Below are 19,579 nucleotides of genomic sequence, written 5' to 3'. Positions count from 1 at the left end.
AATGAAGCGGGCATTCTACAGCGCTGTGCCCAATGCAGAAGGGCTGGCCTGCCCACCACGGCCAGCGGTTATTGCAACCAGTGCCAGAGCAGCAGCGTCCCCACCAGCCCGACCACGGAAACAATGGTCTGCAGCACCGACCAGACCCAGAGTGTCTGCTTGAGTTGCAGGCCGAAATACTCGCGCACCATCCAGAACCCGGCGTCGTTCACGTGGCAGAAGAACACCGAGCCGGCGCCGATGGCCAGCGCCACCAGGGAGCTTTGGGTGGCGGCCAGTCCGGCCATCATCGGCGCCAGGATGCCGGCGGTCGTGGTGGTGGCCACGGTAGCCGAGCCGGTGGCCTGGCGCAGGGCCACGGCGATCAGCCAGGCCAGGAGGATATAGGGCAGGTGCGCGCCTTCGGCCACCTTGCTGATGGTCTGGCTGACCCCGGCATCCAGCAGCGTCTGTTTGAGCCCGCCGCCGGCGCCAATGGTCAGCAGCAGCACGGCAATCGGTGCCAGGCTTTTGCGCAGGGTGTTGCCCACCTGGTCCCGGGCCATGCCGTTGGCCCAGCCCAGGCAGATCACCGCGGCGATCACCGCCAGGCCCAGGGCGATCAGGGGTTCGCCGAGAAACTTCAGGGTCAGGGCCAGGGTGTTCTCCGGGCTCATGGCGACCTTGGCCAGGGTGCTGCCAAGCATCAGCAGCACCGGCAGCACAATGATCAGCAGCGACACGCCGAAGCCCGGCTGGCGCGGGGCCTTGGGCGCAGCACTGAACAGCGCGCCGAGCTCCGCCGGTTCGCTGACCTGCAGGCGCTTGGACAACCAGTTGCCATACAGCGGGCCGGCCAGGATCACCGCCGGCAAGGCCAGGCACAAGCCCAGCAGCATGGTCAGGCCGAGGTCGGCATGCAGGGCGCTGACGGCGATCAGCGGGCCCGGGTGCGGGGGCATCAGCGCGTGCAGGGTGGTCATCCCGGCCAGGGCCGGAATGGCGATTTTCAGCAGCGGCAGGCCCGAGCGGCGGGCCATGACGAAAATGATCGGCACCATCATCACCAGCCCCACTTCGAAGAACAGCGGCAGGCCAATGACCATCGCCACCAGGGCCATGACCCAGGGCAGCGACTTGCCCTTGCCCAGGCCCAGCAAGGTCGAGGCGATGCGGTCGGCGGCGCCGGACTCGGCCATCAAGGCGCCGAGCATCGAGCCCAGGGCAATGATGATCCCTGCCTCGCCGAGAATCGCCCCGGCGCCCTTGCTGAAGGCCTTGGCCACTTCCTCCGGCGGCAGGCCTGCGCCCACCCCGGCCATGAAGGTGCCGATCAGGATCGACAGGAACGGCGGCAGTTTGGTGGCGCTGATCAGCACAATGATGCTGGCGATGGCCACCAGGCAGCAGATGATCAGGCGGGTGTCGTGGACCATCCAGGCGGCAGTCGATACGTCCAAGGCGGGACTCCTCAATCGGCTATTTTTATTTGTTACGTTTTGTTTCTATTTTTCTGGAGCATACCCGAGGTGCCCGCCGCAGAGGGCTTTTGCGCACTTTTGGTGCGTTCGTTAGCCGGCTAACTATAGGCCTGCCCTGGATAACCGGCGGATAACCGGCAGATGACAATTCGCTTATCCAGCTCCGGGCACCTGGCCAATCGAACTATCATCACCGCCACGCTTTACCAGCCAATCGAGGATCTTTCATGGGCGCAGGACACAGTCACGGCCAGGTACGGGCCGGGCATGAACGCAAGTTGTGGATGGCCCTGGGGCTGACCGGCAGCTTCATGCTCGCCGAGGTCATCGGGGCCTTTGTCACCGGCAGCCTGGCGCTGCTGTCGGATGCCGCGCACATGCTCACCGATACCCTGGCGCTGGCCATCTCCCTGGTGGCGATCCAGGTCGCCAAGCGCCCGGCGGACCGCAAGCGTACTTTCGGTTATGCGCGCTTCGAGATCCTCGCCGCGGCGTTCAACGCCCTGCTGCTGTTCGTGGTGGCGTTCTACATTCTGTTCGAGGCCTGGCAACGCCTGCAGGCACCGGCCGAGATCCAGTCCACGGGAATGCTGGTGATCGCGGTGCTGGGGCTGATCGTCAACCTGATCTCCATGGGCCTGCTGGCCTCCGGCAGCAGCCAGAGCCTCAACGTCAAGGGTGCATACCTGGAGGTATGGAGCGACATGCTCGGTTCACTGGGGGTGATCATCGCCGCGCTGGTGATCATGTTCACCGGTTGGGGCTGGGTCGATTCCCTGGTGGCCGCGGCCATCGGCCTGTGGGTGTTGCCACGGACCTGGACCCTGCTCAAGGAGAGCATGAACGTGCTGCTGCAAGGTGTGCCGGATGGGGTCGACATCGACCAGGTGGAGCAGGCCATACGCCAGGTGCCGGGGATCAGCGACGTGCACGACCTGCATATCTGGGCCCTGACCAGCGGCAAGAACGTGCTTAGCGCGCATCTGGTGGCGCACCTGCAAGGGCGGGATGAACAGGGGATCCTGGCCGAGGTCACCGAGTTGCTGCAGGAGCGCTTCGACATTGCCCACGTCACCTTGCAGGTGGAGCAGGCAGGGTTTCATGAGCAGGTGCATGAACATTGAGGCAGCAGCGCTTGCGTCTTGTGCAGGAGCCGGCTTGCCGGCGAACACGGCCGTGCCTCAGTCGCGTTCTTCCAGGACATAACCCACACCGCGCAGGGTGTGGATCAGCTTGCGTTCGAAAGGGTCGTCGATCTTGGCCCGCAGGCGGCGGATCGAGACTTCCACCACATTGGTGTCACAGTCGAAATTCATGTCCCAGACAAAGGAAATGATCTGGGTCCGCGACAGCACCACGCCGCTCTGGCGCATCAGCAGGTGCAGCAGGGCGAACTCCTTGGTGGTCAGGTCGATGCGCTGCTTGCCGCGAAAGGCCCGGTGCCGCCCCTGGTCCAGCTCCAGGTCGGCGACCCGCAGCACATCCGGCACCGGCGCCTGTTCGCTGCGGCGCATCAGGGTGCGGACCCGGGCCAGCAATTCCGGAAACTGGAACGGCTTGACCAGGTAATCGTCGGCGCCCAGGTCCAGGCCACGGATCTTGTCCGCCAGCCGGCCCTGAGCGGTGAGCATCATCACCCGGGTGCTGCTGTCCTGGCGGATTTGCCCGAGCACGCCCCAGCCGTCGATGTGCGGCAGGTTGATGTCGAGGATCACCAGGTCGTACGCATGCTGGCGAGTCAGGTGCAGGCCGTCCGCGCCGTTGTTGGCGCAATCCACCACGTAGCCACTTTCAGTCAGCCCCTGATGCAGGTAGTCAGCGGTCTTGGGTTCGTCTTCGATGACCAGAATACGCATGGAAATGAGGTTCTCGGCTGATGGGAGACAGTAACGAAAAGACGCGAATAATCAGCGGGCCAACGCTCAAAAGTTGTGCAGCCCCGTGCTGTATTCGTGTTCTTTAAAGTTCGCTTGCTGGCACTTGAAAAGTGCTCTTGATGTTCACTTCGAATAGCCGGATGTTAATACAGAACCTTGAGCCAGAGCCTTTGCTAACGGATTTGTAATCTTTGCGCCACCCTGCTGATAAGCACTGAAAGTTACAGTTGGCCGAACTTGAAACTCTCCCTGTCAATGGGCGAACTGCTGCAGTTTCATATCGGCCGGAACTCCTGTGGATAAGCGTCGATATGGTGCGCTGCAACTTCGCAGACACTTTGCCTCCATAGGGGCCGGAACTTGTTATGCCGACTTTCCCGAGAATATCTGCCCGGGCAGCACGCACCTGCGTCCTGACCCTGTTGCTGGCCCTGGCGAGCCAATCTGCAAGCGCCGTCGAGCAACCGCTGTTGAGCCTGGACAGCGCCCTGGCCCGAGCCTTTGCCAACAACCCAGAACTGGCCGCCGCACGCTGGGAGATCGACATCGCCCAGGGCGCCCGCCAGCAGGCCGGGCTTATCCCCAACCCGGTGCTGTCGGTGGACGCCGAGGACACCCGCCGGGATTCGCGTACCACTTCGGTCAAGCTCAGCCAGGCCCTGGAGCTGGGGGGCAAGCGCGGGGCACGGATCGACGTGGCCAGTCGCGGTCAGGAGCTGGCGGCCCTGGAGCTGGAGCGGCGCCGCAACCAGTTGCGTGCGGATGTTCTAGATGCCTATTACACGGCGTTGCGGGCCCAGGAGCGCACCCAGCTGGCCGGGCGCTCCCTGGCCCTGGCCGAACGGGGCGTGGCGGTAGCCCAGGGCCGGGTCAACGCCGGCAAGGCCTCGCCGGTGGAAGCCACCCGGGCCCAGGTGCAACTGGCCGAGGTGCGCCTGGAACTGAACCGGGGGCAGATGGAGCAGGACAATGCCTACCGACGCCTGGCCATGGTCACTGGCGCGGCCACCAGCGACTTTGCCGGGGTGCAGGAGCAGCCCCTGGCACTGGCGGCGCTGCCGGCTCCGGCGCAGTTGCTTGGCCGCCTGCCGGAAACCACCGAACTGCGCCTGGCGGAGCAGGAAGTGGTGCAGCGCGAGGCGTCCCTGGGGCTGGAGAAGGCCCAGCGCATTCCCGACCTGGACGTCAGCGTGGGCAGCCAGTACGACGCCAGCGCCCGGGAGCGGGTCAACCTGGTAGGGCTGTCGATGCCTTTGCCACTGTTCAATCGCAACCAGGGCAACGTGCTGTCCGCCGCCCGCCGCGCCGACCAGGCCCGGGACCTGCGCAACGCCACCGAATTGCGCTTGCGTACCGAAACCCGCCAGGCCCTGGAACAGTGGAACACCGCCCGGGGCGAGGTGCAGTCCTTCAACCAGACCATCCTTCCCGCCGCCCAGCGTGCTGTGGACAGCGCCACCCAGGGCTTCGAGATGGGCAAGTTCAGCTTTCTCGACGTGCTCGATGCTCAACGCACCCTGATCGGCGCGCGCACCCAGTACCTCGCCGCGTTAGCGCAGACCACCGATGCCTGGGTTCGGATCGAGCGCATCTACGGCGACCTCAGCCGTTGGTGAAACCCTGGCTGATGGGCCTGGCGTGCCTTGCCGCGTTGCTGGTGAGCGACTGCAGTGGCGCGCCCCCTACAGCCCCCGAAGACCCACCCGCGCATTGGTGCGTGCATGAGCTGCATCGGGCCATTGGTCAATGGCTGTTTCCCTCTACCCCGTAAGGCAGCGCCTGGCGCTACCGACCCTCGATCGATTCAGGAGTCCCCATGGATAAAAAACGCAGCCTTGTTCTGGCCAGCACGGCAGTGGTCGGCCTCGGGCTGGCGGCCCTGCTGCTGCCGGGCCTGTTCGCCAGCCCGGCAACGGTGCCCCAGGCTGAGGAGGCCGGGCACGGCACCCAGGAGCCCGAGGGCCATCTGGAACTCAGCCCGGAACAGATCCAGGCCGCCGGCATCGAGCTGGCCACAGCCGGTCCGCGGCGCCTCAACCGGGTACTCAGCCTGCCGGGAGAGATCCGCTTCGACGAGGACCGTACCTCGCACATCGTGCCGCGGGCCGCCGGTGTGGTGGAGTCGGTACAGGTCAACCTCGGCCAAGCGGTCAAGCGCGGCGAACTGCTGGCGGTGATCGCCAGCCAGCAGATCTCCGATCAGCGCAGCGAGCTGGCCGCCGCCGGGCGGCGGGTGGAACTGGCCCGTACCACCTTCCAGCGCGAGCGCCAGTTGTGGGTCGACCAGATCTCCGCCGAGCAGGATTACCTGCTGGCACGCCAGGCCCTGCAAGAGGCGGAAATCGCCCTCAACAATGCCCGGCAGAAGATGAATGCCCTGAGCGGCAGCACCCAGTTGGTGGGCGGCAACCGCTATGAAATGCGCGCGCCGTTCGACGGCGTGGTGGTGGAAAAACACCTGAGCGTGGGCGAAGTGGTGGGCGAAACCAGCGCCGCGTTCACCCTCTCGGACCTGTCCCGGGTCTGGGCCACCTTCGGCGTGTTTCCCAAGGACCTGGACAAGGTCCGGGTCGGCCAACCGGTGCAGGTCAGCTCCAGTGAGCTGGGGACCCAGGTCCAGGGCCAGGTGGCCTACGTCGGCAGCCTGCTGGGGGAACAGACCCGCACCGCCACGGTGCGGGTGACCCTGGCCAACCCCAATGACGCCTGGCGCCCGGGGCTGTTCGTCTCGGTACAGGTGGCCACCGAAGCCTTCGACGCACCGGTCAGCGTGCCGCAGACGGCGATCCAGACCGTGGAAGACCGGCCCTCGGTGTTCGTCCGCGTGGCCGAGGGGTTCCAGGCCACGCCTGTGGTCACCGGGGCCAGCCAGGACGGTTTTGTCGAGATCCGCGAGGGCCTCGAAGCCGGAGCCCAGGTGGCCGCTCGCGGCAGCTTTACCCTCAAGTCCGAACTGGGCAAGGGCGCGGCCGACCACGGCCATTGATCGGCCTCATCAGAGAGTGACTTCCCATGTTTGAACGCATCATTCAATTCGCCATCGAGCAGCGCATCATCGTCCTGCTGGCGGTGCTGCTGATGGCCGGGGTCGGCATTGCCAGCTACCAGAAGCTGCCGATCGACGCCGTGCCGGACATCACCAACGTCCAGGTACAGATCAACTCCGCGGCGCCGGGGTTCTCGCCCCTGGAAACCGAACAGCGCATCACCTTTCCCATCGAGACGGCCATGGCCGGCCTGCCGGGGTTGCAGCAGAGCCGGTCGCTGTCGCGCTCGGGGCTGTCCCAGGTAACCGTGATCTTCAAGGACGGCACCGACCTGTTCTTCGCCCGCCAACTGGTCAACGAGCGCCTGCAAGTGGCTCGCGAGCAATTGCCCGACGGTGTGGAGGCAGTGATGGGGCCGATTTCCACCGGGCTCGGGGAGATCTTCCTGTGGACCGTGGAGGCCGAGGAGGGCGCCCGCAAGGAGGACGGCACGCCCTACACCCCCACCGACCTGCGGGTGATCCAGGACTGGATCATCAAGCCGCAACTGCGCAACGTGCAGGGCGTGGCCGAGATCAACACCATCGGCGGCTTCGCCAAGGAGTACCAGATTGCCCCGGATCCCAAGCGCCTGGCGGCCTACAAGCTGACCCTGAGCGACCTGGTGACGGCCCTGGAGCGCAACAACGCCAACGTCGGCGCCGGCTACATCGAGCGCAGCGGCGAGCAGTTGCTGATCCGTGCGCCGGGGCAACTGGCGTCCATCGAGGACATCGCCAACATCGTCATCAGCAGCAGCGACGGCACGCCGATCCGTGTGCGCAACGTGGCCGACGTGCAGATCGGCCGCGAGCTGCGCACCGGCGCGGCCACCGAGAATGGCCGGGAAGTGGTGCTGGGCACCGTGTTCATGCTGATCGGTGAGAACAGCCGTACTGTGTCCCAGGCGGTGGCGAAAAAACTTGAAGAGATCAACCGCTCGCTGCCCGAAGGCGTGGTGGCGGTCACGGTGTACGACCGCACCAACCTGGTGGAAAAGGCCATCGCCACGGTGAAGAAGAACCTCTTCGAGGGGGCGCTGCTGGTGATCGTGATTCTGTTCCTGTTCCTGGGCAATATCCGCGCGGCGCTGATCACCGCCCTGGTGATCCCGCTGTCCATGCTGTTCACCTTCACCGGCATGTTCAGCAACAAGGTCAGCGCCAACCTGATGAGCCTCGGTGCCCTGGATTTCGGCATCATCGTCGACGGCGCGGTGGTCATCGTCGAGAACGCCATCCGCCGCCTGGCCCATGCCCAGCAACACCACGGGCGCATGCTGACCCGCTCTGAACGCCTGCATGAAGTCTTTGCCGCGGCCAAGGAAGCCCGGCGCGCGCTGATCTTCGGCCAGTTGATCATCATGGTGGTGTACCTGCCGATCTTTGCCCTTACCGGGGTGGCTGGGAAAATGTTCCACCCCATGGCCTTCACTGTGGTCATGGCGTTGCTGGGGGCGATGATTCTCTCGGTGACCTTCGTTCCGGCGGCCATCGCGCTGTTCGTCACCGGCAAGGTCAAGGAAGAGGAAAACCTGTTGATGCGCAGCGCCAAGCGCGGCTATGCCCCGGTGCTGGACTGGGTGATGGCCCGGCGTGGCCTGACTTTCGCCCTGGCCGGCTTGGTCCTCGCCGGCAGTGCGTTGCTGGCCAGCCGCATGGGCAGTGAATTCATCCCCAGCCTCAGCGAAGGTGACTTTGCCCAGCAGGCCCTGCGGGTGCCCGGCACCAGCCTCACTGAGTCGGTGGACATGCAGCAGCGCCTGGAGAAAACCCTGCTGGCGCAAGTGCCGGAGATCGAGCGGGTGTTCGCCCGCACCGGCACCGCGGAGATCGCCTCGGACCCGATGCCGCCGAATATTTCCGACAGCTACGTGATGCTCAAGCCCAAGGCCCAGTGGCCGGACCCGAACAAGTCGCGGGAGGCGCTGATCGCTGATATCCAGCGTGCCAGTGCCCTGGTACCGGGCAGCGCCTACGAGCTGTCGCAGCCGATCCAGCTGCGCTTCAACGAGCTGATTTCCGGGGTGCGCAGCGATGTTGCGGTGAAGGTGTTTGGCGATGACATGGCGGTGCTGAACAAGACCGCCACGCAAATTGCCACGGCCTTGCAGAGCTTGCCTGGCGCCTCGGAGGTCAAGGTCGAGCAGACCTCGGGGCTGCCGGTGCTGACCATCAATATCGACCGCGACAAGGCCGCGCGTTTCGGCCTCAACGTGGGGGACGTGCAAGACACCATCGCCGTTGCGGTGGGCGGGCGCCAGGCCGGCACCCTGTACGAAGGCGACCGGCGCTTCGACATGGTGGTGCGCCTGTCCGATCAACTGCGCACCGATATCGACGGTCTGTCCCGGCTGCTGATTCCCATACCGGCGACGGCGGGCACGGCCAACGGGCAGATCGGCTTCATCGCCCTGTCGGAAGTGGCCAGCCTCGATCTGGTGCTGGGCCCCAATCAGGTCAGCCGGGAAAACGGCAAGCGCCTGGTAATCGTCAGCGCCAACGTGCGCGGGCGGGATATCGGCTCCTTTGTCGAAGAGGCCACGGGCCTGATTGCCGAGAAGGTCAAAGTCCCGGCTGGCTACTGGACGACGTGGGGCGGCCAGTTCGAACAATTGCAGCAAGCCTCCCAGCGCCTGCAGGTGGTGGTGCCGGTGGCCTTGCTGCTGGTGTTCGGGCTGCTGTTCATGATGTTCAACAACCTCAAGGATGGCCTGCTGGTGTTCACCGGGATTCCCTTCGCCCTGACCGGCGGGATCATGGCCCTGTGGCTGCGGGACATACCGCTGTCGATCTCGGCGGGGGTGGGCTTCATTGCCTTGTCCGGGGTCGCCGTGCTCAACGGCCTGGTGATGATTGCCTTTATCCGCAACCTGCGAGAGGAAGGGCGCTCGTTGTCCCTGGCGATTCATGAAGGCGCCCTGACCCGACTGCGCCCGGTACTGATGACCGCCCTGGTGGCTTCCCTGGGCTTCATCCCCATGGCCCTGGCCACCGGCACCGGCGCCGAAGTGCAACGGCCCCTGGCCACGGTAGTGATTGGCGGCATCCTGTCCTCCACCGTCCTCACCTTGCTGGTATTGCCTGCCCTGTACCAATGGGCGCATCGCAGGGAAGAAGACTGATCGCGCGCCAGCGAAGGTGACCTTACGGACGCCTTCGCTGGCAAGCCAGCTCCTACGGGTGAGCCACCGGCCCACCGCACAGAATCGAACCGACGCACTGTAGGAGCCGGCTTGCCGGCGAAGGCGATCTCATGGGCGCTATCGCCGGCAAGCCAACTCCTGAGGGGATGGTTTTCATGGGGGATCGCGCAGGTGTGCCAGGCAAAAAAAAGCGCCCCAAGGGGGCGCTAAAAATTCATCTCTTTCCAAAGGAGCATCAGAAAAAACGCTTCAAGAGATGAATGTGCTCGGTAGGCAATCGCTGTCAGATGTCTTCTTCGGCCGCGGTGGGCGCAGAAGCATCGCGAGGGGCTTTGCCGGTGCCGCCGGTGGCGGCTGTTTCCTGGTTGGCTTCGCCGTGGATCTGTTCCTGGCTGGCCAGGAAAGCTTCGCGGAGCTGCTGGGGGCGTTCGCTGCCATCAGCGGCCCAGGTGGCGGAGCTGGTTGTGGCCAGTAGGCCGATCAATAACAGTTGGGTTGGGCGCATGAGCTTCTCCTGACACGTTGGGCGGCCGTGAAAAGCACGGTGGCTGCCAGTGTGTCCGGGAGTATATGAAGGCCAACCTAACGAGAAGGTGAGGCCGATATTACAGTTCTGAAAGGCATGAGTCTGTGAAGAAGTTTTAACACCGGACAGGCCTGGCGCCTGCCCGGAGCCGCTCTCTAGAGCAGGGCCAGGGGGTACTCGACGATCAGGCGAAACTCTTCCAGGTCGGATTCGAACTGGCTCGAACGAATGGTCGCCTGGCGGATGCGCAGGGACAGATCCTTGAGCGTGCCGCCCTGGAACACGTACTTGGCTTCGATGTCCCGTTCCCAGCGGCGCTGGTCGGTTAGTGGGTCACCCGCCGCATCGCGACGCATGTACACCGAGTTGGCGTGGCTGTAGTCGGCGCCGCTGCCGCGGGCGTAACGGGTCATGAACGACAGGCCGGGAATGCCCAGGGGCTGCATGTCGAGGTCGTAGCGGACCATCCACGAGCGTTCCTTGGGCGAGTTGAAGTCGCTGTACTGGATCGAGTTGTCTAGGAAGATCGAGTCCGACTGGCGCAGGTAGTCGAAGTCGTCGTTGCCGTTGTTGCGCTGATGCGACAGGGCCAGGGTATGGGCGCCGTAGGTGGCGCCGACCTTGGCGCTCCAGATGTTGTTGTCGAACTCGCCCAGGAGCTTCTTGCCCTCATCGACGGCCTTGTAATAGTTGAAGCCGCTGAACAGGCTCAGTTGGTCGGACAGCGGGTAGTTGCCCGCGACGCCGAAGTAGTACTGGTCCCAGGCGTCCTTCAGGCGGCTGCTGTAGAGGCTGAAGTTGAGATTGGAATTGAGCCGGTAGTCGCCACCGAAGTAGCCGACCCAGGGCGAGTCCACCTTGCCGGCGTAGAAGGTGGCGAAGCCATCGCGCATGCCACTGCTGTCGGGCTGGCTCATGGCATGCAGGCGTCCGCCCTGCAGGTCGAGGCCGTCGATGCTGGTGTTCTCCAGGGTCACCCCGCGAAAGCTTTCCGGCAGCAGGCGGGAGTCGCCGTAGTGCACCACGGGGGTCTTGGGAAACACATCGCCGACTTTCACCACGGTATCCAGGGCGCGCATTTTCACCGCACCCCCCGCCTTGCCGTAGCTGTCGGCGGGCCGGTTGTCGTGGTTCACCGGCAGCATGCCGAAGGAGCCACCGCCGCCGCTGCGGCCTGTGCCAGAGTCGAGCTTGAGGCCGTACATGGCAAAGGCATCGAGGCCAAACCCCACTGTGCCCTGGGTGAAGCCGGATTCGAACTGGCCGATCAGGCCCTGGGCCCAGGCTTCGGAATAGCCGTTGCCGGTGGGGCTGGACTGGCCCTTGCGGTCGTCGCGGTTGAAGTAGAAGTTGCGCAGCAGCAGGTCGAGGCGGCTGCCTTCGACAAAGCCTTCGGGCCGTTCCTCGGCGGCCACTGCCGCCATAGGGCTGAGCCCCAGTACCGCGGCGAGCACGGACAGGGACAAGGGGGGATTGATACGCATGGGGGTCGCTCCTGAGTGTTGGCAGCTATCAACTTTTATATCGCCAGAGGCGTTCTTATTGGGCTCGACCGGCAGGCGTCGCAACGCCTGGCCAGTCGCTGTCGATAGTTGCAAACGGCAGATAACGGCGGGGTGACCCGGTCATTACAATTGTGCAAGAAAGCCGTCCAGGGCCCGGGCCAAGACCCCGACAGGCCGGGGGTTATCCCGGGTAGGGCGGGCTGTGGGCAGCGCCCATTACAGATAAGTAATCTGCCCGCGATCATCCTGACAGGGTCGGTTGCTTATCCTCGCTGGCGTCAACTGGACGAGGAAACTGTGATGAAAGCAATCAACCTGAGTCTCGCCGCGCTGCTGCTGAGCCTGGCTTCCCTGGCGCAGGCCGAAGGGGGCGGCGACCGTACGTTCGCCCGGGCCATGGTGGAAAACCAGAAGGCCATGGAGCGCTATGCGGCGAACCAGGGCAAGCCGGCGCCGGTGGTGCAGGCTTACCGCTACGGCATGAAGCTGGATGTCGCCAAGGTGGTCAACGTGACGCCGCCGATCAAGTCCTGCGAGGTGGTGCCTTCGCGCATGACGTATGAGGATTCCGCCGGCCAGCTCAAGACCATCGAGTACCAGGTCATGGGCCAGTGCCGCAACAACGGCAGTTGATGGGCCGCCGGCGCTGCTGTGCCGGGCCCGCAGGGGTGGGCCCGGTCAGCGTGGCTGCACTCAGTCGTTGCCGGAGCCAGGGTGCAGGGCGACGATCATGTCTACTTCCACCGAGGCATTCTTGGGCAATTGATAGACCCCCACCGAGGTCCGGGTGTGTACGCCGGCGTCGGCAAAGATCGAATAGAGGATTGCGGAGGCGCCGTCCGCCACTTCGCTCTGCTGGGTGAAGTCCGCCGCACTCTGGACATAGACGTTGATCCGCAGGATGCGCTTGATCCGCTCCAGGTCGCCGAGCATCTGCTCAAGGATCGCCAGGGCCCGCAGGGTGCAGATCTGCGCCCCGTGCCGGGCCTGCTCCAGGGAGGTTTCGGCACCCACCCGGCCAACCACCATCACGGTATTGTCGATACGCGGGATCTGCCCGCTGACATACACCTCATCGCCATTGCGCACCGCCGGCACGTAATTGCCGCCAATGCGCATCTCGCCTTCGAAACTGTGCCCGACCTGTGCTGCGGCCTGCTGGAAAAGTGCCTTGCGTGATGCATCCATAGTCCAACTCCGTCGATCGCCCTGGAATATCCCGTCGCCGACTATACGCGCTCCTTGGTTGCGCGAAATCCCCGGCTGCGGCCCCGAATTCCGCGGCCTTGCTGGCCGCTGAATTATTTTTGTCAGACAAGCCTTAATGGCTATTAAGAAAAATCTTTCAGGGCCGATGTTAGGCCCAAAGCAGTCCACTTTTTCAGCCCCCCCGGTGCATCCTCATGTTCAATAAACGCTTGAAGCAGGAGTTGTCGACTCTCCGCGAAGAACTTTCGAGCCTTCAGCAAGTGAAAGAGAGCCTTGAAAGCGAGATGCTCGTCATCAACCTGAGCGCCGATGGACGGATTCAGTCGGTCAATCACAATTTCGCCCAGGAAATGCTCTACAAGACTGGCGATCTGGTGGGCCGGGCCCTGGAGGACATCGTCCCGGAACACGTCAAGCACGATGAGTTTCACCTGCGGTTCAAGGCGACCCTGACCCGGGGCGAACACTTTGCGGGGGCGGTTCGGCTGCTGCGCGGCAATGGCCAGGAAGCCTGGCTGCGTTCCATCTCCCAGCCGGTTCGCGATTCCGAGGGGCGGATCAGGTATTTCGCGATCTTCTCCAGCGACCTGACCCGCACCATCGAAGCCTCTCGGGAGCACGAGAACCTGATTGGCGCCCTGATGCGTTCCACCGCGCTGATCGAGTTCGACCTCAACGGTAACGTGCTGACGGCCAATGACCGCTTCCTTTCCAGCATGGGCTACAGCCTGGCGCAGATTCAGGGCAAGCATCACCGCATCTTCTGCGAGCCGGAGGAGTACAACAGCCAGGCCTACCAGGCCTTCTGGAAACGCCTGAACGCCGGGGAGTTCATCGCCGAGCGCTTCAAGCGCGTCGACGCCCATGGCCGGGTGGTCTGGCTGGAGGCTTCCTACAACCCGGTCATGGACGCCAACAACAAGCTCTACAAAGTGGTGAAGTTCGCCACCGTGATCACCGACCAGGTGAACCAGGAACTGGCCGTGGCCGAGGCGGCGAATATTGCCTACAACACCTCGTTGCAGACCGACAACAGCGCCCAGCGTGGCACCACGGTGGTTACCGAGGCAGTGAACGTGATGCGCGATCTGGCCAAGCACATGCAGGAGGCCGGCGAAGGCATTGGCGCCCTCAACGAGCAATCCCTGGTGATCGGCAGCATCGTCAAGACCATCAGCGGGATTGCCGAACAGACCAACCTGCTGGCGCTCAACGCGGCCATCGAGGCGGCCCGGGCCGGTGAGCAGGGGCGCGGTTTCGCGGTAGTGGCCGATGAAGTCCGGCAACTGGCCTCGCGCACCAGCAAGGCCACCGAGGAAATCGTCGGAGTGGTGCGCCAGAACCAGGACATGGCCCGCGAAGCCGTGGAACTGATGGCCGAAGGCAAGCTGCAGGCCGAGCAGGGGCTGGCCCTGGCGGCGGAAGCCGGCACCGTGATCGTCGAGATCCAGGACGGCGCGCAGAAGGTGGTCAGCGCGGTCGGTCAGTTCGCCAACCAACTGTCCTCCTGATAGCTCCCCAGCACAGTGCCCCTGCCACGGGGCACTGTGGTTTTCAAGGCGGCATCGGCCAGCCCCGGCGCCGCTGGCATCATTCATTTCCCACGCTGAAACACTCGGGCTTGACCGATAGGGCCCCGGGCGACGGCTGCGCTCAAGAAAAACCAAGAAATTTCCTAGAGGCTTGTAGGAAGTGTCTGGAAAGCGCTGCGAGGCTTGGAGAAAGCCCAAACTGCGCCGATGGCTAGGGGGTTGTTGTATCCACTCCTAGTCTGTCGGTGTATCCATGTTCAACAAACGTTTGAAGCAGCAACTTGCCACCCTGAGCGACGAGCTGAACGCTCTGCAGCAATTCAAGGCCTGCCTGGAAAGCCAGGTGCTCAATCTCGAACTCGATGGCGAGGGGGCCATCCGCCGGGCCAACCAGAACTTCATCCAGGCCCTGGAACTCGATGGCCAGCCACTGGCCGGCGTGCCCCTGGAGAACATCGTCTCGCGCCACCCGCAGGCTGTGCCGTTGTATCGCGAATTCAAGGCGGCCCTGGGGCGCAACGAAAGCTACACCGGCCAGTTGCGCCTGCAACGCGGAGGCGGCCGCGAGGCCTGGCTGCAGGTCTGTGTACAGCCGATCCGCGACGGCGCCGGGCGGCTCGATCATTACAACCTGATCTGCACCGACCAGAGCGCTTCGGTGGAAAGTGCCTGCGAGCATGAAAACCTGATGGCGGCGCTGCTGCGCTCCTCTGCGGTGATCGAGTTCGATCTGCAAGGCCGAGTGCTGACGGCCAACTCGCGGTTTCTCGCCTGCATGGGCTACCGCCTGGATGAGGTCCAGGGCCAGAACCACCGCCTGTTCTGTGAACCGCAGGAATACGAAGGGCCCGGCTACCAGGAGTTCTGGGCACGGTTGAACGCCGGCGAATACATCGCCCAGCGGTTCAAGCGCATCGACAGCCAGGGGCGGGTGGTGTGGCTCGACGCTTCCTACAACCCGGTGCTGGACGCCAGTGGCCAGCTTTACAAGGTGGTGAAGTTCGCCATCCTGATCACCGATCAGGTGAACCAGGAGCAACGGGTGGCCGAGGCGGCGGACATCGCCTACAGCATCTCCCGACAGACCGACACCAGCGCCCAGCGCGGCTCGGCGGTGGTCACCGAGACCCTGGACGTGATGCGTGACCTGGCTACCTGCATGCAGCAGGCCGGGGACGGCATCGAAGCCCTGAACGAGCAGTCCCTGGTGATAGCGAGCATCGTCAAGACCATCAGCGGCATCGCTGAACAGACCAACCTGCTGGCTCTCAACGCGGCCATCGAAGCGGCCCGGGCCGGTGAACAGGGGCGGGGTTTTGCGGTGGTCGCCGATGAGGTCCGGCAACTGGCCTCGCGCACCAGCAACGCCACCGACGAGATCGTCGGCGTGGTGCGCCAGAACCAGGACATGGCCCGCTCGGCGGTGGAGCTGATGGCCGAGGGCCGGCAGCAGGCGGAGCAGGGCCTGACCCTGGCAGCGGAGGCCGGCGCGGTCATCGTCGAGATTCAGGACGGTGCGCAGAAAGTGGTCAGTGCGGTCGGCCAGTTCGCCAACCAGCTGTCGGCCTGAGGGCGTGGGCGTGCGCCTTGGCGGCGCACGCCCGGGTTGCTAGCGTGGCGCAGGCCCATGGCACTCGTAGTGCAAGCGGTCGAACCACTCGCCGTGCAACAGGAAGCTGCGCCGCGAATGGCCGTAGCAAGAGAAGCCGCAGGCTTCCAGCACCCGCACCGAACCGGTGTTCTGCGGCCGCGCATTGGCTTCGATGCGGCTCAGTTGCAGTTCGCCGAAGGCGCGCAGCAGCACCTGCTGCACCGCAGTGCGGGCAATGCCGCGGCCGTTGAAGCGGGCGCCGACCCGGTAGCCCAGTTCCGCGCAATTGAAGTAGGGGCGCTGCACCCGGTGCAGGTTGACGCGCCCCACCAGCACTGCGTTGTCGCGGATCAGGAACTGATAACCGCGATCTGCCTCGGCATCCTCGCACGCCTGGTTTATGGCTTCGGCGACCCCTTCGCGGGAGTAGTAGGTGGCAGGCCTGGCGTTGATCGAGGCTTCGAAGAACGCTCGGTTTTCCCCTTCGAAGGCCAGCAGGTCATCCAGGTCGTCGAGGTGGGGAGCGCTGATGTGCAAGTGGGTCATGGTGCCAGTGCCTCAATCCGTGAAGGCGCTTTCATCTCACGATCGGCAGGTGTTCAGCAAGCCTCCAGGTGCGGTTTGATCAGCTCGGCGAACCATTCGATGAACACGTTGAGGCGGCGCGAGCGATGGCGCCGGTCGGGGTATAGCGCGCAGATATCCATGGGCGCTACCGGCAGTTCACGGAGCACCTGCACCAGCTCGCCACGGTCCAGCAGGTGCTGCACGTCGAAGCGTGGCACCTGGATCAGGCCCAGCCCCTGCCGGCAGCAGGCGATGTAGTTCTCGACGTTGTTGACGATCACCCGGCTGGGCAGCCCCAGCAAGTGCTCGCGACCTTCCAGTAGGTATTCCCAGGGCTGCTCGCGGCCGGTGTCCGGGGAGGCATAACCGACCATCCACTGGCCGTTCTGCAGGTCCTGAGGGGTGTGGGGCTCGCCCTGTTCGGCCAGGTAGGCGGGGCTGGCGCAGTTGATCAGCGCCAGTTGCCCCAGGGGGCGGGCGACCAGGCTGCTGTCGGCCAGGCTGCCGACGCGGATCGCGCAGTCGATGCCTTCCTGGACCAGGTCGATGCTGCGATCGCTGGCGCCCAGGGCCAGTTGCAGGCCGGGGTATTGCGCCAGCCATCGGGGCAGGGCGGGGACGATCAGGCGCCGGGCGATGCGGCTGGGCACATCGATGTTCAAGCGCCCGCTGACGTCCACCTGGCGGTGGTGGAACAACTGGTTGAGTTCGGCGGCGTCTGCCAGCAGGCGCCGCGCCCGCTCCAGCAGAATGGCGCCGTCGGCGGTCAACTGCACGTGGCGGGTGGTGCGGTGCAGCAGGCGGGTACCGAGGCCGGTTTCCAGTTGCTGCACGGCGGAAGAGACGGTGGCCCGTGGCAGTTCCAGGGCATGGGCCGCCTTGATGAAGCTACCCATGTCGGCCACCTGGATGAACACGCGGTATTGCTCAAGCTTATCCATCGTTTGCACGATCCTGGTTCGGGGGCGCCTGACGGCAGTGGATCGCAGCATCGGCCGAGGCGATCGATGCTGCGGCTCGGCAGGCCAATTTACCCCTTGGGCGCCAGGATTACTTGGTGGTGTAGCCGCCGTTGATCAGTAAGGTCTGGCCAGTGATCCACCAGCCTTCGGTGACCAGGTGGCGAATGAAGGGCACCACGTCCTCGATATCGGTGAGCCCGGTCTTGCTCGAAGGCGACAGGGCTGCGGCGCTCTTGTGATACGCCACGGCGTCGGCGCCTTCGGCCGGGTAGAAGAATGGAGTGTCCATGGGCCCGGGGCCGACGGCCGTCACTGAAATGCCGCGGGCACCGAACTCCTTGGCGGCGGCTCGGGTGAAGTGTTCCACCGGCGCCTTGGAGCCGCCATAGGCGGCATAGAACGGAGTGAAGGCCCCCAGCAGCGACGTCACCAGGGTCACCAGCTTGCCGTTGTCCTCCAGGTGCTTGCCGGCTTCCTTGATAAAGAAGAAGGCGCTCTTGGCATTGACCGCGAACATCTGGTCGTACTCGTCCTCGCTGATTTCAATGATGGGTTTCTTCAGCACCTTGCCCACGGTGTTGATGGCGATGTCGATCTTGCCGAAGCGCGCCTTGGCCTCGTTGAACAGCTGCTCCACGGCACTGGCGCGGGTGAGGTCGGCCTGCCACGCCTGGGCCTTCACACCCAGGGCCTTGAGTGCCGCCACCGTGGCCTCGGCGTCGGCCTGGCTGGCGTTGCTGTTGTAGTGCACGGCCACCGCCCGCGCACCGTGGCTGGCCAGGTCGCGGGCGATCAGGCCGCCCAGGTTCTTCACGCCACCGGCGATCAGCACGACTTTGTTGTTCAGGGAGTGATCGGTCATGGCGCGTGTCCTTCAACAGTTGGGGTGAAGGCTGAGTCTAGTGTCTGCACCGCCGTTGATAAGCCGTCGGCGGCTGGACGGATTATCCAGAAAATCCGGCCAATGACCTTGTCTGCAAGCGATCGCGATGGGGCTACAATCGCAGTTTTTTTCAGGAGCCAGTCATGTCCGATCTTCGTCGCCCGGTACCGCTGGACAAGGCGTACCGCTTGCTCAACCACGGCCCAACGGTGCTGGTCAGCGCAGCCCATGGCGGGCAGCGCAACATCATGGCCGCGGCCTGGGCCATGCCCCTGGATTTCGAGCCGCCGAAAGTCGCCGTGGTGCTCGACAAGTCCACCTGGACCCGACAACTGCTGGAGGCCTCGGGCACCTTCGTGCTCAATGTGCCTTGTGTGGCCCAGGTGGATATCGTGCAGAGCCTGGGCAACAGCTCCGGGCTGGAACTGAGCCAGGGCGGTAGCGACAAGTTCGCCGCTTACGGTCTGCAGGCCTTTGCCGGCGAGCAATTGGCGGCGCCGCTGCTGGAGGGGTGCGTAGCCTGGCTGGAATGCCGGCTGCTGTCCGAACCCCATAACCACCTGCAGTACGACCTGTTCCTTGGCGAAGTGATTGCCGCCCAGGCCGATACCCGGGTGTTCAGCGAAGGGCGCTGGCACTTCGACGGGCACGACCGGCTGCGTACCCTGCACCATGTGGCGGGCGGGCATTTCCTGACCATCGGTGACGCCGTTGACGGTCGGCAACTGCCCCTGGTTGCAGACGCTTGAGCCGACCCCCCCATGCGCTTTTTTTCAAGGAGTGAACATGCACGAAGTCTTTCAGCGTCTAGTGAGCCTGCTGGATAGCCACCAGGCCCGCTATCGGGTGATTTTGCACCCGGCCGAAGGGCAGTCGGCGCGGGTTGCCGAGATCCGCGGCACTGAACCTGGGCAGGGGGCCAAGGCCATGCTCTGCAGCCTCAAGGGCACAGACGAGGTGTATGGGCTGGTGGTTCTCAGCGGCGACCAGAGGCTGGACATGAAAAAGGTCGGCGCGGCTCTGGGGGGCAAGAAGGCGCAACTGGTATCGCCGGAGCTGGCCAGGGAGCTGACGGGTTGCGTGATCGGCGCCATTGCTCCGCTGAGTTTCGATCCGCGCATCCGGCTGATCGTCGACCCGCAATTGACCTCTTGCTACAGCGAGATCGCCTTCAACGCCGGGCGCCTGGATGCCTCCATGGTGCTCGATACCCAGGACTACCTGAGGATCGCCCAGCCGCTGCTGCTGAGCGTGACCCAGGACCTGGCAAGCGACAGCGCCCAGCCCGGTTGAAGG

At 64.5% G+C, this 19,579-nt stretch carries 18 protein-coding genes; 10 read left to right on the top strand and 8 right to left on the bottom strand.

Going from position 1 to position 19,579, the window contains the following annotated elements; all coding sequences use genetic code 11:
* Positions 1–68: 68 nt before the first annotated feature.
* Positions 69–1,439, bottom strand: coding sequence for a gluconate:H+ symporter (locus tag KCG88_RS11960; protein ID WP_210712420.1), 1,371 nt, complete (start codon positions 1,437–1,439; stop codon positions 69–71).
* 248 nt (positions 1,440–1,687) lie between these two features.
* Between KCG88_RS11960 and KCG88_RS11955 the strand changes: the two genes are divergently transcribed.
* Positions 1,688–2,584 (top strand): cation diffusion facilitator family transporter, encoded by an 897-nt coding sequence (locus KCG88_RS11955; protein WP_041119887.1) that lies wholly within the window; start codon positions 1,688–1,690, stop codon positions 2,582–2,584.
* Positions 2,585–2,641: 57 nt separating this feature from the next.
* On the opposite strand, the gene KCG88_RS11950 is transcribed toward KCG88_RS11955, so the two are convergent.
* Complete coding sequence (locus KCG88_RS11950) at positions 2,642–3,316, bottom strand: heavy metal response regulator transcription factor (RefSeq protein ID WP_011063463.1); 675 nt, start codon at positions 3,314–3,316, stop codon at positions 2,642–2,644.
* 386 nt (positions 3,317–3,702) lie between these two features.
* Here KCG88_RS11950 and KCG88_RS11945 point away from each other — a divergent pair, with 386 nt between their 5' ends.
* The 4 genes from KCG88_RS11945 to KCG88_RS11930 all read left to right on the top strand — a co-directional run bounded on the left by KCG88_RS11945 (position 3,703) and on the right by KCG88_RS11930 (position 9,768).
* Complete coding sequence (locus tag KCG88_RS11945; protein WP_047337811.1) at positions 3,703–4,953, top strand: TolC family protein; 1,251 nt, start codon at positions 3,703–3,705, stop codon at positions 4,951–4,953.
* Between the two features lie 200 nt (positions 4,954–5,153).
* Positions 5,154–6,323, top strand: coding sequence for an efflux RND transporter periplasmic adaptor subunit (locus KCG88_RS11940; protein WP_210712419.1), 1,170 nt, complete (start codon positions 5,154–5,156; stop codon positions 6,321–6,323).
* Positions 6,324–6,349: 26 nt separating this feature from the next.
* Positions 6,350–9,487, top strand: a complete 3,138-nt coding sequence (locus KCG88_RS11935) for a CusA/CzcA family heavy metal efflux RND transporter (RefSeq protein ID WP_047285432.1) — start codon at positions 6,350–6,352, stop codon at positions 9,485–9,487.
* 131 nt (positions 9,488–9,618) lie between these two features.
* Positions 9,619–9,768: a hypothetical protein gene (locus tag KCG88_RS11930; RefSeq protein ID WP_158498107.1), complete on the top strand. Its 150-nt coding sequence runs from the start codon at positions 9,619–9,621 to the stop codon at positions 9,766–9,768.
* Between the two features lie 23 nt (positions 9,769–9,791).
* Here KCG88_RS11930 and KCG88_RS11925 read toward each other — a convergent pair whose 3' ends face one another.
* Together KCG88_RS11925 and KCG88_RS11920 are read right to left on the bottom strand one after the other, a co-directional pair.
* Positions 9,792–10,013: a hypothetical protein gene (locus tag KCG88_RS11925; RefSeq protein ID WP_047285430.1), complete on the bottom strand. Its 222-nt coding sequence runs from the start codon at positions 10,011–10,013 to the stop codon at positions 9,792–9,794.
* Between the two features lie 176 nt (positions 10,014–10,189).
* Positions 10,190–11,518 carry an OprD family porin gene (locus tag KCG88_RS11920; protein WP_210712418.1) on the bottom strand — a complete coding sequence of 443 codons (1,329 nt, stop codon included), beginning with the start codon at positions 11,516–11,518 and terminating at the stop codon, positions 10,190–10,192.
* A gap of 321 nt (positions 11,519–11,839) precedes the next feature.
* Between KCG88_RS11920 and KCG88_RS11915 the strand changes: the two genes are divergently transcribed.
* Complete coding sequence (locus tag KCG88_RS11915; protein WP_015637022.1) at positions 11,840–12,172, top strand: DUF2790 domain-containing protein; 333 nt, start codon at positions 11,840–11,842, stop codon at positions 12,170–12,172.
* A gap of 60 nt (positions 12,173–12,232) precedes the next feature.
* Here KCG88_RS11915 and KCG88_RS11910 read toward each other — a convergent pair whose 3' ends face one another.
* Complete coding sequence (locus KCG88_RS11910; RefSeq protein WP_047285426.1) at positions 12,233–12,727, bottom strand: RidA family protein; 495 nt, start codon at positions 12,725–12,727, stop codon at positions 12,233–12,235.
* A gap of 215 nt (positions 12,728–12,942) precedes the next feature.
* Here KCG88_RS11910 and KCG88_RS11905 point away from each other — a divergent pair, with 215 nt between their 5' ends.
* A complete protein-coding gene (locus KCG88_RS11905; RefSeq protein WP_047285424.1) occupies positions 12,943–14,259 on the top strand; it encodes a PAS domain-containing methyl-accepting chemotaxis protein in 1,317 nt (438 codons plus the stop codon).
* Between the two features lie 274 nt (positions 14,260–14,533).
* Positions 14,534–15,850 carry a PAS domain-containing methyl-accepting chemotaxis protein gene (locus tag KCG88_RS11900; protein WP_210712417.1) on the top strand — a complete coding sequence of 439 codons (1,317 nt, stop codon included), beginning with the start codon at positions 14,534–14,536 and terminating at the stop codon, positions 15,848–15,850.
* Between the two features lie 39 nt (positions 15,851–15,889).
* Here KCG88_RS11900 and KCG88_RS11895 read toward each other — a convergent pair whose 3' ends face one another.
* From KCG88_RS11895 to KCG88_RS11885, 3 genes are all read right to left on the bottom strand, one after another.
* Positions 15,890–16,417, bottom strand: a complete 528-nt coding sequence (locus tag KCG88_RS11895; RefSeq protein ID WP_015637021.1) for a GNAT family N-acetyltransferase — start codon at positions 16,415–16,417, stop codon at positions 15,890–15,892.
* A gap of 53 nt (positions 16,418–16,470) precedes the next feature.
* A complete protein-coding gene (locus tag KCG88_RS11890) occupies positions 16,471–17,379 on the bottom strand; it encodes a LysR family transcriptional regulator (protein ID WP_047285419.1) in 909 nt (302 codons plus the stop codon).
* A 109-nt stretch (positions 17,380–17,488) separates the two neighbouring features.
* Positions 17,489–18,262 (bottom strand): SDR family oxidoreductase, encoded by a 774-nt coding sequence (locus tag KCG88_RS11885; RefSeq protein ID WP_210712416.1) that lies wholly within the window; start codon positions 18,260–18,262, stop codon positions 17,489–17,491.
* A 164-nt stretch (positions 18,263–18,426) separates the two neighbouring features.
* On the opposite strand from KCG88_RS11885, the gene KCG88_RS11880 reads away from it, so the two are divergent.
* Both KCG88_RS11880 and KCG88_RS11875 read left to right on the top strand, forming a co-directional pair.
* The gene (locus tag KCG88_RS11880; protein WP_210712415.1) at positions 18,427–19,032 is read left to right on the top strand and encodes a flavin reductase family protein; all 606 of its coding nucleotides are present in this window, start codon (positions 18,427–18,429) and stop codon (positions 19,030–19,032) included.
* 37 nt (positions 19,033–19,069) lie between these two features.
* Positions 19,070–19,576, top strand: coding sequence for a YbaK/prolyl-tRNA synthetase associated domain-containing protein (locus KCG88_RS11875; RefSeq protein WP_047285412.1), 507 nt, complete (start codon positions 19,070–19,072; stop codon positions 19,574–19,576).
* The last annotated feature ends 3 nt before the right edge of the window (positions 19,577–19,579 follow it).

The sequence above is a fragment of the Pseudomonas sp. MWU349 genome, from assembly GCF_017947325.1.
Classification (GTDB): domain Bacteria; phylum Pseudomonadota; class Gammaproteobacteria; order Pseudomonadales; family Pseudomonadaceae; genus Aquipseudomonas; species Aquipseudomonas protegens.
Note: the sequence above shows the minus strand (reverse complement) of the source record. Positions and strands in the feature narration are given on the sequence as shown.

Coding starts and splice junctions, on each gene's coding strand:
- KCG88_RS11895 (WP_015637021.1), bottom strand. CDS start 16,417: ATGACCCACTTGCACATCAGCGCTCCCCACCTCGACGACCTGGATGAC.
- KCG88_RS11955 (WP_041119887.1), top strand. CDS start 1,688: ATGGGCGCAGGACACAGTCACGGCCAGGTACGGGCCGGGCATGAACGC.
- KCG88_RS11950 (WP_011063463.1), bottom strand. CDS start 3,316: ATGCGTATTCTGGTCATCGAAGACGAACCCAAGACCGCTGACTACCTG.
- KCG88_RS11935 (WP_047285432.1), top strand. CDS start 6,350: ATGTTTGAACGCATCATTCAATTCGCCATCGAGCAGCGCATCATCGTC.
- KCG88_RS11915 (WP_015637022.1), top strand. CDS start 11,840: ATGAAAGCAATCAACCTGAGTCTCGCCGCGCTGCTGCTGAGCCTGGCT.
- KCG88_RS11910 (WP_047285426.1), bottom strand. CDS start 12,727: ATGGATGCATCACGCAAGGCACTTTTCCAGCAGGCCGCAGCACAGGTC.
- KCG88_RS11940 (WP_210712419.1), top strand. CDS start 5,154: ATGGATAAAAAACGCAGCCTTGTTCTGGCCAGCACGGCAGTGGTCGGC.
- KCG88_RS11890 (WP_047285419.1), bottom strand. CDS start 17,379: ATGGATAAGCTTGAGCAATACCGCGTGTTCATCCAGGTGGCCGACATG.
- KCG88_RS11875 (WP_047285412.1), top strand. CDS start 19,070: ATGCACGAAGTCTTTCAGCGTCTAGTGAGCCTGCTGGATAGCCACCAG.
- KCG88_RS11900 (WP_210712417.1), top strand. CDS start 14,534: ATGTTCAACAAACGTTTGAAGCAGCAACTTGCCACCCTGAGCGACGAG.
- KCG88_RS11905 (WP_047285424.1), top strand. CDS start 12,943: ATGTTCAATAAACGCTTGAAGCAGGAGTTGTCGACTCTCCGCGAAGAA.
- KCG88_RS11930 (WP_158498107.1), top strand. CDS start 9,619: ATGGGCGCTATCGCCGGCAAGCCAACTCCTGAGGGGATGGTTTTCATG.
- KCG88_RS11945 (WP_047337811.1), top strand. CDS start 3,703: ATGCCGACTTTCCCGAGAATATCTGCCCGGGCAGCACGCACCTGCGTC.
- KCG88_RS11925 (WP_047285430.1), bottom strand. CDS start 10,013: ATGCGCCCAACCCAACTGTTATTGATCGGCCTACTGGCCACAACCAGC.
- KCG88_RS11920 (WP_210712418.1), bottom strand. CDS start 11,518: ATGCGTATCAATCCCCCCTTGTCCCTGTCCGTGCTCGCCGCGGTACTG.
- KCG88_RS11885 (WP_210712416.1), bottom strand. CDS start 18,262: ATGACCGATCACTCCCTGAACAACAAAGTCGTGCTGATCGCCGGTGGC.
- KCG88_RS11880 (WP_210712415.1), top strand. CDS start 18,427: ATGTCCGATCTTCGTCGCCCGGTACCGCTGGACAAGGCGTACCGCTTG.